At 46.5% G+C, this 18,154-nt stretch carries 16 protein-coding genes and 1 pseudogene; 4 read left to right on the top strand and 13 right to left on the bottom strand.

What is annotated here, in order from left to right:
- Window positions 1-330 (top strand): annotated as a pseudogene (locus UXZ23_RS04195) (alpha-amylase family glycosyl hydrolase); the annotation flags it as partial.
- 341 nt (window positions 331-671) lie between these two features.
- Here UXZ23_RS04195 and UXZ23_RS04190 read toward each other — a convergent pair.
- The 4 genes from UXZ23_RS04190 to UXZ23_RS04175 form a co-directional block, all read right to left on the bottom strand.
- Window positions 672-1,397 (bottom strand): hypothetical protein, encoded by a 726-nt coding sequence (locus UXZ23_RS04190; RefSeq protein WP_320819390.1) that lies wholly within the window; start codon window positions 1,395-1,397, stop codon window positions 672-674.
- Window positions 1,398-1,877: 480 nt separating this feature from the next.
- Window positions 1,878-3,728 carry a retron Ec67 family RNA-directed DNA polymerase/endonuclease gene (locus tag UXZ23_RS04185; RefSeq protein WP_320819389.1) on the bottom strand — a complete coding sequence of 617 codons (1,851 nt, stop codon included), beginning with the start codon at window positions 3,726-3,728 and terminating at the stop codon, window positions 1,878-1,880.
- 298 nt (window positions 3,729-4,026) lie between these two features.
- Window positions 4,027-5,409 (bottom strand): cysteine--tRNA ligase, encoded by a 1,383-nt coding sequence (cysS, locus tag UXZ23_RS04180; RefSeq protein WP_320819388.1) that lies wholly within the window; start codon window positions 5,407-5,409, stop codon window positions 4,027-4,029.
- Between the two features lie 8 nt (window positions 5,410-5,417).
- Window positions 5,418-7,106 (bottom strand): glutamine--tRNA ligase/YqeY domain fusion protein, encoded by a 1,689-nt coding sequence (locus tag UXZ23_RS04175; RefSeq protein ID WP_414491457.1) that lies wholly within the window; start codon window positions 7,104-7,106, stop codon window positions 5,418-5,420.
- A 166-nt stretch (window positions 7,107-7,272) separates the two neighbouring features.
- Here UXZ23_RS04175 and UXZ23_RS04170 point away from each other — a divergent pair, with 166 nt between their 5' ends.
- Together UXZ23_RS04170 and UXZ23_RS04165 are read left to right on the top strand one after the other, a co-directional pair.
- On the top strand, window positions 7,273-7,794 hold the full coding sequence (locus UXZ23_RS04170; protein ID WP_320819386.1) for a peptidylprolyl isomerase: 522 nt from the start codon (window positions 7,273-7,275) through the stop codon (window positions 7,792-7,794).
- Window positions 7,794-8,534 carry a UDP-2,3-diacylglucosamine diphosphatase gene (locus UXZ23_RS04165; protein ID WP_320819385.1) on the top strand — a complete coding sequence of 247 codons (741 nt, stop codon included), beginning with the start codon at window positions 7,794-7,796 and terminating at the stop codon, window positions 8,532-8,534. Before UXZ23_RS04170 ends, UXZ23_RS04165 begins: the two co-directional genes overlap by 1 nt.
- Before the next feature lie 76 nt (window positions 8,535-8,610).
- On the opposite strand, the gene murB is transcribed toward UXZ23_RS04165, so the two are convergent.
- The 8 genes from murB to UXZ23_RS04125 form a co-directional block, all read right to left on the bottom strand.
- Entirely contained in the window at window positions 8,611-9,618 is a 1,008-nt protein-coding gene (murB, locus tag UXZ23_RS04160) for a UDP-N-acetylmuramate dehydrogenase (RefSeq protein WP_320819384.1), read from the bottom strand.
- 7 nt (window positions 9,619-9,625) lie between these two features.
- The gene (locus UXZ23_RS04155; RefSeq protein ID WP_320819383.1) at window positions 9,626-10,129 is read right to left on the bottom strand and encodes a low molecular weight protein-tyrosine-phosphatase; all 504 of its coding nucleotides are present in this window, start codon (window positions 10,127-10,129) and stop codon (window positions 9,626-9,628) included.
- Window positions 10,126-10,353, bottom strand: a complete 228-nt coding sequence (locus UXZ23_RS04150; RefSeq protein WP_025265456.1) for a Trm112 family protein — start codon at window positions 10,351-10,353, stop codon at window positions 10,126-10,128. The genes UXZ23_RS04155 and UXZ23_RS04150 overlap by 4 nt, the downstream gene beginning before the upstream one ends.
- A gap of 35 nt (window positions 10,354-10,388) precedes the next feature.
- Window positions 10,389-11,399, bottom strand: a complete 1,011-nt coding sequence (gene lpxK, locus UXZ23_RS04145; protein ID WP_320819382.1) for a tetraacyldisaccharide 4'-kinase — start codon at window positions 11,397-11,399, stop codon at window positions 10,389-10,391.
- On the bottom strand, window positions 11,399-13,141 hold the full coding sequence (gene msbA, locus UXZ23_RS04140) for a lipid A export permease/ATP-binding protein MsbA (RefSeq protein WP_320819381.1): 1,743 nt from the start codon (window positions 13,139-13,141) through the stop codon (window positions 11,399-11,401). Before msbA ends, lpxK begins: the two co-directional genes overlap by 1 nt.
- A gap of 3 nt (window positions 13,142-13,144) precedes the next feature.
- Entirely contained in the window at window positions 13,145-13,567 is a 423-nt protein-coding gene (locus UXZ23_RS04135; protein WP_320819380.1) for a biopolymer transporter ExbD, read from the bottom strand.
- The gene (locus tag UXZ23_RS04130) at window positions 13,564-14,208 is read right to left on the bottom strand and encodes a MotA/TolQ/ExbB proton channel family protein (RefSeq protein ID WP_015487021.1); all 645 of its coding nucleotides are present in this window, start codon (window positions 14,206-14,208) and stop codon (window positions 13,564-13,566) included. The genes UXZ23_RS04135 and UXZ23_RS04130 overlap by 4 nt, the downstream gene beginning before the upstream one ends.
- Before the next feature lie 100 nt (window positions 14,209-14,308).
- Window positions 14,309-16,660: a DNA internalization-related competence protein ComEC/Rec2 gene (locus tag UXZ23_RS04125; protein WP_320819379.1), complete on the bottom strand. Its 2,352-nt coding sequence runs from the start codon at window positions 16,658-16,660 to the stop codon at window positions 14,309-14,311.
- A 57-nt stretch (window positions 16,661-16,717) separates the two neighbouring features.
- Here UXZ23_RS04125 and UXZ23_RS04120 point away from each other — a divergent pair, with 57 nt between their 5' ends.
- Window positions 16,718-17,266, top strand: a complete 549-nt coding sequence (locus UXZ23_RS04120; protein WP_320819378.1) for a DUF2062 domain-containing protein — start codon at window positions 16,718-16,720, stop codon at window positions 17,264-17,266.
- 82 nt (window positions 17,267-17,348) lie between these two features.
- On the opposite strand, the gene UXZ23_RS04115 is transcribed toward UXZ23_RS04120, so the two are convergent.
- The gene (locus UXZ23_RS04115) at window positions 17,349-18,035 is read right to left on the bottom strand and encodes an ABC transporter ATP-binding protein (protein ID WP_320819377.1); all 687 of its coding nucleotides are present in this window, start codon (window positions 18,033-18,035) and stop codon (window positions 17,349-17,351) included.
- Window positions 18,036-18,154 lie beyond the last annotated feature (119 nt).

The raw sequence follows: 18,154 nt of genomic DNA, 5'->3' as shown, positions 1-18,154 counted from the left end.
CTTCTCAACTTTGCCGGAAACCCTAAACAGGATATGCCTGAGGGAATCCCAATGCGCCTGACGGACTATTTAGAGTTAGTCGACTGGACTGGCCGCCAAATACGAGAAAATAAACGAGGCTCCATTTCTGAAGCTGAACCTGCAATTATGAATCGATTAGGTATTGATGCCGAACACTGGCTCTATATTACCCAGAATTTCGAATCTGAGATCAAAGGCGTCGTTGGTGCAGTTAATGAAGTGAAATCAAAAATGATCTTTTTCTGGGACAAACAAAAAGAACGACGACGAACAGCGGGAATTCAAGCCTGTAAATTAAGGCTTTCGTAACCTCGACAATCTAATTCAACACACCCCACCCTAATTCAGAAGCCTTCTGCGGTTTAGTCTCGCCTAAAAATCGCTAATTTTAAGCAATATCGCTAAAAAATCCGCCGCACCCTCCTCCAGCCTAAAAGTATTTTGTCGCGAGAATTTAAGAGAATGACTTTCCGTTCATTCTCTTATGAAGACTGTCCTATGAGTACTTAAATCTTGCCGTGGAAATATAAGAGCGTGAATTGCCGCCTTCTCTCTTATCTTGACTGTTTTATATATTGCCGTACGTAGGACTCCGAGAAGAACGCCCACATGGGCGCCTTCTCGCTTAACTTGTCACAACGATAGAGTCATCACAACGATAGAGTTATCGGCTCAGACTTTCCAAGTAATCTACAAATATCATTTTTCAATGACTCCACAGCTTGTTTAGCACTCTTAGAAAGCCTTCCGTACCTAAGCTTCCCTGGACTAGAGTAGATAGTAAATCCTGCTTTCAACTGACTAAGGTTAAAAATAGTTTCATCCCTACTTAAAAAGTCTTGTATATCAGATAAAGACAAGCCGTTAGGCAACTGAAGCCGTTGATACATATCATTATTCGGCACAGAGAGCATATCGATGTTAGTAATAATCTGGGGATATATGACAAGTTGCTCGGGCATGATTACTAAAAAGGGAATTCCGTCCTCTAACAATCCTTCACCTTTAGCATTTAAAGCACCACTACCAATTCCTTTCATACCTGAATAATCAACGCGAAATTCAGATTTCAATAACTCTCTACTATGTAAACTATTATTCATATAATAGTCCATCAAATTCAATAATTTCGAGAAATCGGGAATCTTAACATTGTGCTTTTCTAGCAACACTTTTTCAAATGTCTTCTTATTCAGATCTTTAAATGTCAAAAAACATGGTAAATCATGAAGTAATCCATTTGCGCTTTTGTAGCCGCAAGAATGCGCAATATCGTCCTTTAACCTACTGGTTTTTACACTATATCCAAATTCTTTGAGGGCTTTTTGGGCTATTTTTGTGAGGCTATTGAATTCTTGGCTGGTCAAAATAATCATGATTAATTTCTCATCTGCTTATTGCTCCAGTTACCAAGCAGAATTAATCAAGTTAATTTCGCTAAAGATAGCTTGTGATTGACACTGTACGAATAGAGCTGGCCTCAGGCTTCGCTGCCCATGCACCTTGAAACGAATGCATTACCGACAGATTATCAGGCATATTTTAAATGTCAAGGTATAGGCTCCACGTCCTAAGTGCATCTCGATAAGAAGTTTGCGTAATGTCGTTATCCTCTCGCCCAGTCACAGCAATATTGATGACTGCCCCTGTCGATGTGTCCGACTACTCTCTGAATATGACTGTCCACGCAACTACCAATCTCCTTGTGAATCTCCTTGAATCTATTGAACCTCGTAAAATCAACGACTCTGACCCCTTAAATTCCAAACGACGAACGTGAGAAAAAGGTTTATCAAGGGTGTGAAGGCGCTATGGCCGAGTCATGCCTTGACACCGTGGGAGCGTCTATATATGTCTTATTTATTTTTGTAGTGGTTGATCACGCTTACCATAGAGTCCAGCAATGGTTTCAGTCCGGTAAAGTCAATACTCGATTTATGTTCTTTGATGATATGTGTTGCGAATGAATCCTTACTCAAGTCTTTAGCAGAATCTCGATCCTTCACTGTATTAAAAAACTTTCCATTTGCGTGCTTAATAAGCCTAGTCTTATCGTCGAAACAAAACTCTATATCAGTTTTTTCAGCACCATTGATTAAAGGAGTAAAAATAACATATAAATTCTTAACCACATGTATAAAGCTAGCCTGCCTCACATCATTACTTCCATTTGAATTCAATGGTACAACTTCAATTTTATCAATGAATTTTTTTGATTTTAGTAGATTAACAATCTGCTGCGGACCTTCATCATTATCTAAGAATATAATTACCGGATTTTTTGGTTCAATCGCTTCATACAACTTCATATTTTTTTCAAAGTTAGAAATAAAACCAAAAAGATAATCTGCACCACCAAATATTTCCAGAAGAAAGCGTGTTCGCTTAGAGTACTCAACAAAACGAATTAAAAGTTCATACTCCCCACCTTTAAAACCAGCCAATAAAGGGTAGCTTTCACTCAGTTCACTAATTGCAGCTTTCAAATAGATATTATCAGTTTTCCCTTCACACAAAATTGTAGGTTTTTCATTACCACAAAATAGGCGGTAATATAGAAATTGACTAAATGTCTTCTCCCTTCCCGTGAGTAATTTCTTAGTATATTTCCCGAAATTATTTAGAGAATACTCAGAAATTAATGGAGGCTTTTGCCTCAAACGATTATAGTGATCTACTTGATCAATAAAGTTCAATTGCCCTTCTAAAACATCAAGATTACCTTCGACCTCAATACCATTTTTGACCGATGTAAACCTACCGGTTTTAAATAGTCTATTGCACTTTGCCCTAGCTAAACGCCAATATTCTTTTTTGGTATTAGGCTTTTTATTTACCACAAGACCAGTAACGTCTTGCCTTGAGCTTTTGAATTGGATGCGCGTTTTTTTGCTATTAATAGCAAAACCCGCCCTTTGAACTTCACGTTTTAATCTTTTTCCAGCTAAGTATCCATTAGAATTTTGCCTCATTATTTGAAAAGGAAACTCTGCTTCCCGCGTAGAGAAAGTGATATCGTCAGCATATCTCGTATAAGTACATTTATACTTTCTGGCTAAAGATGACAAACGTATATCTAAACTATGAGTAATTAAATTAGTTATTACGGGGGAGCATGGACTTCCTTGTGGGAGCTTATTGTCATAACAGGCTATCTGTGCAATGACAGTCGCAATATCGGGATCCAACTGGAAGTTGACATTCTTAATGAAAAACCCGCGCACTCGACCAAAGTTAAAACTATCAAAAAAATCTTTTAAGTCAATATTAAGCACGTGCTTCTTGCCTATATGCATCATCGCATTAGTAATTATAGATCGTTCCCTTACAAAACCGTGAGACAAAGAAGGTTGCTTTGTCTCTACTGTGGGGATTTTGATCTTTAATACTTCGGCTGCATAATCTGATTCGCCATTTTTCCGAAGCTTGGGATTTGACCACTGCGAGCTTGGATACCTCTTAGCATTAAGTTCATCAATGCAGTCTAGTAAAAGATTAGATAAGTTTTTTTGAAGGCTCTTCAGTTCTCCGGATGGCGCACTGATAACTCTTGAGCCTCCAGATTTTTTAGGAATGGAGAATTGATGGTATTGAGTTTCCGGCTTATTAACATATAAACAACGAGTTAAAAAAGCAGCATCCACCCCTAAAATATTCGCAAAATCAGGCTTGGTAGAGACCGATTTCAAGCATTTAAGCTTTGACATTCAATACACCATATTAGTGGTGGCTTATGGGCACTCCTAGGCCGTATGTATATATTCTCTATAAGCATATGGACATACTATATGAGGCAATCCGAACGGACAATTTTTTCACTGATCGCGAAACGCGAACTAAAAATCTGCCCATAAGCCGAGGCCCATTCTAGTACATATATAAAACAACTACTATACCGGTTATACACACCCTAAGGTCATAAGATTCACTTCGTAATCTTTAAAACAACAAACACAAAAACGCCGGGCATTGCCCGGCGTTTCGTTTTTCAACCAACCAAACCCGTTACGATTTAGTCCAAACCGTCCCTTCTGGCCCGTCTTTTAATACTATGCCTTTGGCAACCAGTTCATCACGTACCGCATCGGCGGTGGCGAAGTCTTTGGCTTTTTTCGCGGCGATACGCTTGGCGATCATTTCTTCAATCCATGCGGCTTCGTCGCCAGCACCGGCTTGCAAAAACGTTTGCGGGTCGGCTTGTAGGCAACCTAATACGCCGCCTAAGTATTTTAACTGGCCTGCTAATGCGAGCTGTTCTTCGCCGGTGGTTTTATTCACTTCGCGCACAAGGTCGAATAAAGCGGCAATGGCTTCTGGGGTATTAAAGTCGTCGTCCATCGCGGTATGGAAGCGCGCTGAGTAATCGTTATCTAGGTCTTTAACGTCTAATACAACGCCGCCGGTTTCAACGCTGGATAACGCGTTGTAAAAACGCGCGAGTTTGCCGTGCGCGTCATCAAGGCTGTTATCCATATAGCTTACGTGCGAGCGGTAATGGCTTGAGATCAAGAAGAAGCGCACCACTTCGCCGTCGTATTTTTCCAAAATATCGCGAATGGTAAAGAAGTTGCCTAATGATTTAGACATTTTTTCTTCGCCTAAACGCAATGCACCGGCATGTATCCAGGTATTGGCGTAAGTTTTACCGGTGGCGGCTTCGCTTTGGGCAATTTCGTTTTCATGGTGCGGGAATTTAAGGTCTGGCCCACCGCCATGAATATCGAAAGTTTCGCCTAAGCAGCAAGTCGACATGGCCGAACATTCGATGTGCCAGCCCGGTCGACCAATGCCCCATGGCGATTCCCAATGTGGCTCGTCTGGTTTAGCGGCTTTCCACAATACGAAATCGAGTGGGTCTTCTTTGTCGGTATCAACGTCAACACGCGAACCTGCTTCAAGATCATCCAGTACTTTGCCCGAGAGTTTGCCGTAACCGTCGAATTTGCGCACGCGGTAATACACGTCGCCGTTAGGCACAGCGTAGGCAAAGCCTTTATCAATCAAGGTGCTTACTAATTTAATAATGTCGTCGATGTGCGCCGTGGCGCGAGGTTCGTGCGTTGGGCGGCCAATGCCGAGTTGATCGAAGTCTTCGTTCATGGCGTTGGCAAAGCGATCGACTAAATCTAAAAACGGTTCGCCATTTTCATTGGCGCGCTTGATGATTTTGTCGTCGATATCGGTGACGTTACGAATGTAGTTCACGTCCAGCCCGATATGACGCATATAACGCACGATCAAATCAAAGGCTAAGAACGCTCGCGCATGACCCAAATGACAGAAGTCGTAAACCGTCATGCCACACACATACATGCCGACCTTACCCTCTACTAAGGGCTTAAAAGTCTCTTTCTGGCGAGTGAGTGTGTTGTATATCTGCAAGCTCATGGTGTTCCTTATTCTTCTGTCAGTGATTTGTCTTCACGCAAACCGATGGTGAGGTTGAATACTGGCTTATCCGCGGCGTGATCGTAACGATCCGATACGTAATAGCCTTCGCGCTCAAACTGGAAGTTGCTTTCTGGGCCGACGTTGGCCAATGCCGGTTCTACCCATGCGGTGACCACTTTGAGTGAATCGGTATTCACGTATTCCATAAAGTCGCCGTCGGTTTTATCTGGCGACGCATGGGTAAATAAGCGCTCGTATAAACGCAGCTCGGCTGGTATGCCGTGAGAGGCCGACACCCAATGCACAACGCCTTTTGGATTATCGCCATCGGCTGGATTTGTACCGAGTGTGCCTTCGATCAGGTTGGCGCGCACCAGCACAACATTGCCCTGCTCGTCTTTGTCGTAGCTGGTTGCTTCAATTACATATGAATGACGCAAACGGATACGCTTACCTGGGGTAAATTTCTTTTTGAATTTCTTGCTGTATTCTTCTTTAAAGTCGTCTTGATCGATAAAGATTTCGCGGGTAAACGGCATATCACGCGCACCCAAATCCAGCTCGTGGTGATAATCCGCAGCGACCATTTCTAAATGATCTGCTGGCAGGTTTTCAATCACGACTTTAAGCGGATTAATCACGCACATGGCGCGTGGTGCGTTTTTGTTCAGGTCGTCACGCAGGGCGTGTTCTAGCATAGCCACATCGACCATGCCATCGCTACGGCTCACACCAATCATGTCGCAAAAGTTACGTACCGAGCGCGGGGTAAAACCACGACGGCGCATACCAGAGATAGTCGGCATACGTGGGTCATCCCAACCGGCAACCACTTTCTCATCAACCAAGGATTTTAGCTTGCGCTTAGAGGTCACGGTGTAGTCGAGGTTTAACCGACCAAATTCATACTGACGCGGCTGCGCAGGCACTGGCAAGTTGGCCAAGAACCATTCATACAGCGGACGGTGATCTTCAAACTCAAGAGTACACACTGAGTGTGTAATGCCTTCAATCGCATCCGATTGGCCATGAGTAAAATCGTAGTTCGGGTAGATGCACCACTTGTCGCCAGTTTGGTGATGATGAACCTTACGAATGCGATACAAAATCGGATCGCGCATATTCATGTTAGGCGATGCCATGTCGATTTTAGCGCGCAATACCTTAGCGCCTTCGTCGAATTCGCCAGCACGCATGCGAGCAAACAAGTCTAGGTTTTCAGCAACGCTGCGCTCGCGGTATGGGCTTGGCTTACCGGCTTCGGTCAGGGTGCCACGGTATTCGCGCGCTTGATCAGCCGACAAATCACACACGTAGGCATTGCCCGATTCAATCAGATTGACGGCCCAGTCGTGCAGTTGATCGAAGTAATCGGAAGCGTAATGAATCTCGCCCGCCCACTGAAAGCCCAACCAAGTGATGTCATCTTTGATGGCGTTGATAAATTCTTGGCTTTCTTTCTCTGGGTTGGTGTCGTCAAAACGCAGGTTACAACGACCACCAAACTGCTCAGCCAAGCCGAAGTTCAAACATACCGACTTAGCATGGCCCACGTGTAAATAACCGTTCGGCTCGGGCGGGAAACGAGTAACCACCTCAGTGACGCGCCCGTTATCGAGGTCATCTTGAATAATTTTAGCGATAAAGTTAGCGCTAGTATTCGCTGTGTTGGCAGTTGTATCAGTCATAACCATCCATAAAGTATTGGTACAGGTTTCAATACGAATTCGTGTTTTGCTGAGAAAATAACCTATTTCAACAACAAGAAACCGCGTCGGCGCTGTAAGGCCGCGAAAAAGGCGGTATTATACGCGTTCCATCCCGTATAGGGATACTCGATTTCTAACTCTGAGGCACAAGATGATCCTGCTAAAAACCAACTTCGGCGACATCAAAATTGAACTGAACTTCGAAAAAGCGCCAAAAACCGCTGCAAACTTCGAAAAGTATGTAAAAGAAGGCTTCTATGATGGCGTGATTTTTCACCGTGTTATCGACGGTTTCATGGTTCAAGGTGGCGGTTTTGAGCCGGGCATGAAGAGCAAAGAAACCAACGACAGTATCGAAAACGAAGCAGACAACGGACTAAAGAACACCAAAGGCACCTTGGCTATGGCTCGTACCATGGACCCACACTCTGCGAGCGCGCAGTTCTTTATCAACGTTGCTGACAACACGTTCTTAAACCACACAGCAAAAGACTCTCAAGGCTGGGGTTACGCGGTATTCGGTGAAGTGGTTGACGGTATGGATGTGGTTAACCGCATCAAAGCGGTTCGCACCACCACGAAAATGGGCCACCAAGACGTTCCTGCTGACGATGTAATCATCGAGAAAGCGGTTGTTATCGAAGATTCAGAGAAAGCTGCACAGGCTGACTAATGGCTCATTATTTTATTTCAGACCTTCACCTTGAAGCCCGACACCCCAAAATGGCGGAAGGCTTCTTTGGTTTACTTAAGGGTCTCAAGGAAGCAGGCGCTCAAGCTACTGAGTCGCTCTATATTCTTGGCGATTTTTTTGAAACTTGGCTTGGCGATGATTATCAAGATGAACTGAGCGAGCGAATTAAACACTCGCTTAAGCAGCTGAGTGATTCGGGTATTGCCGTGTACTTTATGCACGGTAATCGCGATTTTTTGATGGGCGAACAGTTTGCCAAAGAATGTGGCGCGAAACTGCTTGATGAAGGGACAGTCATCACCATAGGTGACGACACTGCCCTGCTGATGCATGGTGATAGCTTATGTACTCGCGACGTTGAGTACATGAAGGTGCGCCAAATGCTGCGCAATCCATTATGGAAAGCCGATTTTTTAAGTAAGCCGATGGAAGCGCGTGTGGCATTTGCCGCGCACGCTCGTGCTGAAAGCCAATCTAGCCAGCAAATGAAAGCGAATGACATCATGGATGTGACGCAAGACGAAGTCGATAACGTCATGACCAATGCTGGTGTCTCTCGTTTGATTCACGGCCACACGCATCGCCCGAATACTCATTTATGGGAATTCAGCGGCGAGCAACGTGAGCGTATTGTTCTGGGAGACTGGAGCGATGAGAATGGCTGGATGATTCGCTGGGAGAAAGACTCAGCCCCGCAGTTATCTAAGTTCTCGTTTTAATTAAAAAAGCCTGGACGGGAATCCGCACAGGCTTTTTTATTAGCTATAAAATTCGTCTCGATATTCGGCAGACTAACTAATCAAATACCTGCGGCTCCGGCACCAACCAAACACCAAATGTTTTATATACCTTGGTTTGCACTATTTTTTGCAAATTATGCACATCGGATAATGTTGCGCCTTTACTGGTGGTTAATACCAGTGCTTGTTTCTCATACATAGATACTGGCCCAAAGGCTTTGCCTTTAAAACCACATTGATCAATCAACCACCCCGCCGCCAATTTTACCCCGACCGGTTGCACATATTGAGGCATAGTTGGAAAGCGCTCACGAAGCTCTACCGCAAATACTTCTGTTACAACGGGATTGTGAAAAAACGAACCGGCATTCGGTATTATTTTTGGATCAGGCAGTTTAGAACTGCGCACATCTACAACGGCGTTAATTAATTCTGCGGGGGTCAGGCGATCTGCAGTAAGTTGATCTAACGGCGCGTAATTTAATGTCGGCGTAAAGTGTTTTTGCAGACGAAAACGCACTCGCATAATCACAAAATCATTCTTGAATTCGCGCTTAAATATCGAGTTCCGATAGCTAAAACGACATTCGTCACCAGACAGCACTCGCAGCTGCTGGGTACTCAGTTGGTATCCAACAAGCTGCTCAATAAAGTCGCCAGCTTCAACACCGTACGCTCCGATATTCTGAACGGGTGCTGCGCCTACCAAACCCGGTATTAATGCCAAGTTCTCTAATCCGTGACCATAATTAATGCTGGCACATACCCACTGATGCCAATCAACGCCCGCATCCACATCAACCCAAGCGTGGGTATTATTTTCACGAATTAAGCGAATATTGTTTGCGGCGGGTTTTATGACCAAAGCATTGACGTGCTCCGCCAATAAAATATTGCTGCCGCCACTCAGTACGCGCATAGGAAGGTTTAATTCGCGAGCCGATTGTTGTAATTCGATTAGAGAGCCGAGCGATGTGTAATGCGCAAACGCTGCTGCTCGGCCCGAAAGCCCAAGTGTATTGGCACTGGTTAAATCAACTTGATGCTGAATATTCACCGTCATTAATGATTTACCGCAGCTGCTTACGAATATCGTCGATCAAGCCGTCGCAAGCATCTTCGATTAAATCAAGAACATGCCGAAAACCTGAGTCGCCGCCGTAATATGGATCGGGCACTTCGTGCTCGTCATAACTACGGCTATAAGTTCGTAAAAACAGTTTAGGTTCGGTCAGTTTTTTAGCGGATGTATTGGCCGAAGTTTTAGCCTGAACCAATAAGACCTTGAGATTTTCAAGGTTGGATTCATCCATTGCTAGCACATAGTCAAATTCGCTAAAATCGCCAACCTGAACTTGGCGCGCACGTAATTTAGATAAATCGAATCCACGCGCAGCAGCCGCTTTTTGAGCACGTTCATCCGCAGGCTTGCCAATATGCCAGCCAGCAGTGCCCGCCGAATCGACTTCGACTTTATCGGCTAAGCCTTCTTGCTGCAGGCGCTCAAGTAAAACTCCGTGCGCGGTTGGCGAACGACAGATATTACCTAAGCAAACAAACAATACTCGAATCATGCGTTCGGTTTATCGCCATGCACATGAGTTGCCGCATTGGCTTTATCGAGCTTTTCTTCTTCCGACATGCGACGCGCTTCGCCCTCTAACATGACAGGAACGCCGTCTTTGATCGGAAAAGCCAAACCGTCAAACGTGCACAATAGCTCTTGGGCTTCACGCTCGTATTTCAACTTACCTTTGCATTGCGGGCAAACCAGCATGCTTAATAACTGCTTATCCATAATTCATCCTCTTAAATTCTGGCGCGGCATTCAGCTTACGAGTGCGTAGCTGTACCGCCTGAAACTTTTGTTAATAACGCATCCAGTTTGGCTTTTGTGGCCTCGGTTGGTTGCGCGCTTACCTGCAAATACCACTGATTTTCGCGCTTAAAAGCCGCGCATTTGACCCAATCTTTCTCCGTCATGATAACGGCTTTATCATCATTCCAACGCAGATCTGTATCAGTAAATTCGTAATGATCTGGGAAGGCATGTTCAATGGGTTGGTAGTTTAATGCACGCAAGGTTGTAAAAAAACGTTGCGGATTACCAATCCCCGCTACGGCATGCACCTGCTGCCCAGCAAAAAAATCCAAGGGCACGCTGCGCCCTGTCGTACCTTCGATTAAGGCACTTGGCTCGACAATAAAATCGGAGCCATTAACGATATGTAAATCCGCCGATTGCAACCGCGCCATAGGCTCGCGCAGCGGGCCAATCGGCAGACGCCAGCCATTACCAAAACCGCGTGTCACATCACTCACTATAATTTCAGCGGCGCGCTTCATGGCGTAATGTTGTAAGCCGTCGTCGCTGAAAATGATATCCACTTTAGCGTTAAGAGCAGCGACTGCACGACTGCGCTTAGGATCAACCACGACAGGGCATTGTAAGCGCTGCTGCAAGAGTTTTGGCTCGTCACCACATTGAGCAACCGCTGTGCTGTCGCTAACCAATAATGGATACGTATCGGAATGCCCACCATAGCCACGCGATACCACCGCAGGACGTAACCCTAAGTTGCGTGCGCGCTCAACCAAATAGGTAATTAAAGGTGTTTTACCTGTGCCTCCGACCGCGATATTACCAATAACGATAACTGGAGTAAGATCGGACTTTTGTCGCCGAAAAGGCGCTAACAGCATTGAGCGCAGCGAACTTATTGCAACGAATATAAGCCAGAGTGGCAATAACCAATAATTACCGGCAGCGCGAGCGTACCAATTGTACTCGATGCGCTTTGCTAAACGCGCACCAAGCCCAGCAGAATCGTTGCGCTCGGCCATTACAGCTCGCTGAATTGCAATTGATGCAGCTGAGCATAAGCGCCGTTTTGTTTTATCAAGTCGGCATGCGAGCCTTGCTCAACGACATGGCCGTTATCAATCACCACGATACGATCAACGTTTTCAATGGTGCTAAGGCGATGAGCAATAACTAAGGTCGTTCTGCCCTTCATTACTTCTTCCATTGCCGCCTGAATATGACGTTCTGATTCGGTATCGAGCGCTGATGTAGCTTCATCCAAAATCAGGATCGGGGCATTTTTTAAAATAGCACGCGCAATCGCAATACGCTGACGTTGACCGCCCGATAACATAACGCCGTTTTCACCCACCTGTGTGGCGTAGCCTTCAGGGAGTTTTTGAATAAACTCATCGACATGAGCAGCTTTAGCCGCGGCAAGAACTTCTTCGTCTGTCTTATCTTGTAAACAGCCGTAGGCGATATTGTCACGAATAGAGCTATTGAACAGGGTTACCTGCTGGCTCACGATAGCAATTTGATCGCGCAGACTATCCAACGTCAAACTTTGAATATCGTGCCCGTCGATCAAAATTTCGCCGCCACTGGCTTCGTAAAAACGCGGTAGTAGATTGACCAATGTCGTTTTACCACTGCCGGAGCGGCCAACAAAGGCCACGGATGTACCTGCAGGAATCTCTAAATCAACGCCCTTCACTGCTTCGTCAGCGGCGTTGTCGTAACGGAAACGCGTGTGTTTGAAAGATACAACGCCCTTGGCGCGTGGCAGTGCTTCTGTTCCTGTGTCTTTTTCCATATCGGCATCTAATACCAAGAAAATAGACTCGGCAGCGGTTAAGCCTTTTTGAATGACAGAGTTGATATCGGTTAATGCGCGGATTGGCTTAGCGATTAACGAGGCGGCCGTAATAAACTGCAGAAATGCTTCTGCAGTCATGCTACCAGCCGCTACGCGTTGAAACATCAGATACACCATCACGCCCAAGCCCAACGCGATAACTTGCTGAGTAACCGGTACGCTAATGGCGTTCGTTAACTCAAATTTCATTACTTGGCGGCGATTATTGTCGCTGGCTTTAGCGAAGCGCCCTTCTTCGTATTCGGTTGCACCGTATGTCCGCACCTCACGGTAACCACTGATCGACTCGTTGGTAATCTGCGTGACCTCACCAACTGATTTCTGAATACGACGGCTATAACGACGGAAGAACTTGCTCGCAAGCGATACCAATAATCCCATTACCGGGACGATGACTAAAAAGATCGCCGTTAAGGTGTAATCCAACCAGATGAGATACCCCATCAAGAGCACGACAGTTGCGCCCTCTTGCACCACAGTGGTTAAGGCTCGGGTTGAAGCACCATTAACTTGCTCAACATCAAAGATAACCCGAGAAATAAGACGCCCAGTTGATTCACCATCGTAATAACGGCTGGGCAAGCGCAGCATTCTTCCAAATAATTCGGTGCGCAACGCATGCACAACTTCACGACCAACAATGGCGGTAAAATACTTGCCCAAGAAGGTACCGATACCTCGGTATAAATAAACCCCCATCAATGCGGCAACAAGAAAGATGATATTACTTTGCGTAGGCGCTACCAGTGTTTGCTGCACAACACCCATCAAGTGTGCCAGCGCTGGCGCTGAAGATGCGAACATTAAGAAGCCGAGAATACTCACGGCGAAAACAAAGCGATGGGGCCAGACGTAAGTCAGAAGGCGTCGGTAAAGACGCCCGGCCGTATGTTCTTGCGACATGAATTACTCAGATTTTACGGGTTGACGGGTAGTAATGCTGAGATTAACAAGACCCAGCTGACCTGCGGCATCCATGGCACGAACAACCGCTTCATGCGGCGTTTTAGCATCTGCAGTCAATACAACGGGAGCCGTTTCGCGACCATTTAAGCTGGTCGTTAATGCTCGCTTTAGCGTATCGAGTTGGTTATTCACTAAACTTTGACCATTCACTGAATACTCGCCAGCGGCAGTGATCAAAATATCCAACGATTCAGGCGGTTGTTCAGATGCTTCAGCACTTGCCTCTGGTAGATCGATATTCAAATGCTGCTCTTTAGTGAAGGTAGTGGATACCATAAAAAAGATCAGCAACAGAAAGACGATATCAATCAAAGGGGTGAGGTTAACCTCTACCTGTTCACGGCTTTGGCGCTTAAAGTTCACGCACGAGACTCCCGTGACTCGACCGGATCAGAAACTTCGCGCTCCCCATGCAACACGTCAACCAATTTAATGGCTTCTTGTTCCATGAATACGACGATTTCATCAACGCGACGCTGAAGAATACGATGACAAATCAAGGCTGGAATGGCGACAACAAGACCGGCTGCCGTTGTAATAAGCGCTTCTGAAATACCACCGGCTAAAACGTTAGCCTGACCCGTACCTTGGATCATGATCTCTGAAAACACTTGGATCATACCGAATACGGTACCCAATAAGCCCATCAATGGCGCAACCGCGGCAACGGTACCCAGTGCATTTAGGTAGCGTTCCATCTCATGAATCTCGTGAGAGGCAACTTCTTCGATGCTTTCTTTCATGATCTGACGACCATTACGCGCGTTCATCAAGCCAGCCGCTAAAACACGACCAAGAGGACTGGATTCGCGCAGCTCTTTAATGCGATTCGCATCTAGCTGCTTATTCTTCATCCATCCCCATACTCGGGACAACAAATCCGCTGGGGCTATTTGTGTTGCACGCAAGGTCCAAAACCGTTCTACGGATATGGCCAACGCTAAGATGGATGCGATAATAATCGGCACCATCATCCAACCACCGCTCTGGATGATCTCCAGCATATCTAGCTACTCCTGCCAGTTATTTTGGGCCGTACTCTAGCACAAGGCAGCCGAGGGACAAGCCCCTCTGTTGCGTATGACCAGATTTAACAAAGCAATTTTATGGCTGCCGCCACAGAAATTGCCAACCATCGCGCGCCCCGCTGCCACTGCCGTCGGCGTTCATTTGCCAACGACCTCGCTCATCGGTACGAATGATATCGATCCCGCGGGCAGCTAATCGTTCCATCACCTCTTGGTGAGGATGCCCAAAGCGGCTTTGAAAGCCCACACTGATCCAAGCCTGTTTCGGCCGCACCGCATCGAGCCAGAGCTCGGCGGTGCTAGTGCGACTGCCGTGGTGGCCGACAATTAAAATATCCGACCGTAACTCACCACCGTAGGTTTGAACCAACCACATCTCGACGCTTTGGCTGGCATCACCGGAGATCATAATCCGCTGTCCGTGCCAAACAACCTGCACGACACAGCTGGCATCGTTATCACTTGTTCGCATCTCTTCAGGAATTGGAAAAAAGCGCATCGCCAAATCAGTGGAGTAAACCCGCCAGTAGCTGTCGCGATGACACGATAGCGCGTGGCTCGGAGCACCACCCTCTGCAGCATATTCGCCAAGATTAACCGCTAACGGTTGGCCAAAATAGCTCGTTTTTATCGGTATAGGGCCGGTTAAAACGCCATTGAGGCCACCGGCATGATCAAGATCAGAGTGACTAACAATAAGTGCCGATATTTCACTGGCACCACGCCGTAACAGGTCTGGAATCAGAATCGCTTCGCCAGCACTAAAGGTTGCAGAAAACGCAGGCCCAGTATCAAACACAAGTGCTTTTCCGTGGCTGGTAACGTACAAGCTCTGCCCTTGCCCTACATCCAGCATTACCAATACATCTGGCTCAGGTTTACCGCCGCAAAGCAGCAAAAACACATTCACGCTGAACAGCCCGATCACTAAGATAAAATTGCCACTCAAGCGCAAGAGGATTAGAAATATCAACCATAAGACTAATGGGATAGGTTCTAACCACCAAACAGCCGAACTCGGCTCTGGCTCGATCAAAGCCAAGCCATACCAATACCAATCGCCTATTTGTGCCAACAAGCTATATACCCAATCCCAACGAGTTGCTAACGCCAGTAAACTTAGCGGAAGTAAGGCTAGGGTCAGCACTGGGATCGCGATCAAGTTAATCAAGCAATGGATCAGACTTACCGGCTGGCCAAAGGTGAGTGCTATCGGCAGGCACGTGCAGAACACCACCCACTGCGGTAACGTCGCCGCCTCAAGCCATGACGTTTTTCGACCCGAGAAAAAAATCAGCAAGGCACTAACGGCACTGAATGAAAACCAAAATCCTACTTGTGTTATGACCAGCGGATTAGCCAGTAGCATTAGTAGTAGTGCGAGTAATAGCGGATACAAAGGTCTAGTGCGGTAGCCAAACTGCAAAATGAGCACAGCGATTACCACCATCAGCCATGACCGCTGCAGAGAAACGCCGAAGCCCGCCAGCCAAGCATATCCTCCGGACACAACTATCGCAGCGAGCGCAGGGAACCAAATCGCAAAGCCAACGCTGCGGCCACGAACGAATACAATTAAACGGAGTATGATATTTGAGATCAGCGTGGCGATGACCGCAATCAAACCAACATGCAAACCACTCACGACCAGTAAGTGCAGGGTTCCGGTATTGCGGGCTAAGCGCCATTGCTCGGCGGTAAAGGCATCCTTTTCTCCTAATACTAAGCCAGCAATCCACGGCCAGGAACCTAAAGGTATGCTATTCGCAAGCTGCTCCACCCAAAAATTGCGACGAACCGCAGGTGAATACTGCTCATTCGTAAGAACGCTATCTATTGCCTTAATGTAGCCACTGGCGTCGATACTTTGGATCAACAAATAGGCTTCGTAATCAAACGGTAGGCCGTTAGCAAACGAACGTGGCGAACGAAGCCTAACCGTTGCTTGAATACACTGGCCAGTGGATAACTTCTGCTTAGGATAATACCAACTAAGACTGACATACCGCAGAGAGTAAGGAGACTCGGTAACCTGTAACAGCAGTTTCAGCTTAGCGATAACAGGTTCGCCTTTACGTATAACCAACTCTCGATCTAACACCTGATCAATACAGCCATAGAGAGATATATCAGAGCCATTTGCGCTCATTGGCAGTCGATGTTCGAGTTGCTGCGATAACCAAACCGCACTCCAAACACTACCAAGCGATAACAAAACCAACACTACACAAACTCGCCCGTACGCTATGCTGATATTTACCGGCAGCGATGGGTTATAGTGTGGCTTAAATCGCGGGTTAAGAAGATGCCAGCCAACCCATGCAGCCAAGACACAACTGCTAAGCGCCCACAAATACGTTAGGTGACTCGGTGTTAGCAAAACCCCAAATATAAGGCCTGCAATCATAAAGAGAATGATGAGATACATTGCCACTCCTTGGCTATACCGGCATAATCAGCGCGCGATTTTCCAGCGGCGATAGGCATGCCTAAAAAATTTTTACAGAAGCTTTTCCCCTCGCCCGAGCAAGTTAGGGGAAATCCGTCGCTAAAATTCCTGTCGCCGTTATTTAGCAAACCAAATCTTTGGCATATAAACCGGCGCGCCGTCGCACGAGCATTTTTAATCGGGCTATTTACGGCTTTCTTACCACTGCCTTTCCAAATGGGCATCGCCGCTTTTTTTGCTTTCTACATTAATGCAAACTTACCCATATCCATGGGCTTAGTATGGATAAGCAACCCGATTACCATTCCACCTATTTTTTACGGCACCTACCTTCTTGGTGCTTTGATGCTAGGCACCCCGCCTGGTGATTTCCATATTGAGCTATCGCTCGACTGGGCTTTAAACGAACTTACTGCTATCTGGATTCCGCTGTTCGTTGGCTCACTCACCGTTGGAATCGTCTTGGCGGTCAGTGGTTACTTGTCGATCCAACTCGCTTGGCGCATGCACGTCGCTAGCAACTGGAAAAAACGTAAGCTCAACCGCGAGCGCCGCCAAAACAGCGATACCCCGCCAAACCCATAGATATAAAATCTCGGTCAAAAAAAAGCCACTGACTTTGCAGTGGCTTAGTTCTATCTTCGTATTTAGTTTAGTACTAACCGCCTCATAGAGTGTGTAGTTGCTTATCCAGTAAGCGAAAACGTCGCTGCATGCGCCCTGCTAACTCGATATCGTGAGTCACTGTCACAAAGGCAGTATCAACAGAATTTCTAAGCTCATCCATCACAAGCTCAACCTGCTTGGCGGTATCTTGATCGAGGTTACCGGTTGGCTCATCAAGTAAAACCAGCTTTGGTTTATTGACCAACGCGCGAGCAATGGCAGTACGTTGACGCTCGCCCCCTGATAACTCTGCTGGCTTGTGTGATCCACGCGCCGCTAATCCGAGCTGTGCTAGGCATTCCTCTGCTCGCTTTTTAGCATCGCTACGCGAAACCCCAGCAATCAACTGCGGCAACATCACATTTTCTAATGCCGTGAACTCGGGCAGCAAATGATGAAATTGATACACGAAACCAATGTCACGATTACGCAACTGGGTTCGTTGCTTATCGTTTAGGTCGTTCAGTTTATGTCCTGCAATTTCGATGTCACCTGCATCCACGGAATCAAGCCCGCCAAGCGCATTGAGCAATGACGTTTTACCGCTACCTGAAGCACCAACAATGGCAATGGATTCTCCGGCGTATAAATCAAGGTTAACGTTTTCCCAAACGGTAACGTGCTGAGGACCCGAGGTGTAGGTTTTGCGCAACCCACGTGCCGAGAGAATGATCGAAGAATTACTCATAGCGTAAGGCCTCCGCTGGCTGTACACGGGATGCGCGGTAAGATGGATACAAGGTGGCAAAGAAACTCAACACCAAAGATGCTGAGGTAACAATGGCGACATCTAACCACTGCAACTGC

Source organism: Thalassolituus sp., assembly GCF_034111725.1.
Lineage (GTDB): Bacteria > Pseudomonadota > Gammaproteobacteria > Pseudomonadales > Oceanobacteraceae > Thalassolituus.
Note: the sequence above shows the minus strand (reverse complement) of the source record. Positions and strands in the feature narration are given on the sequence as shown.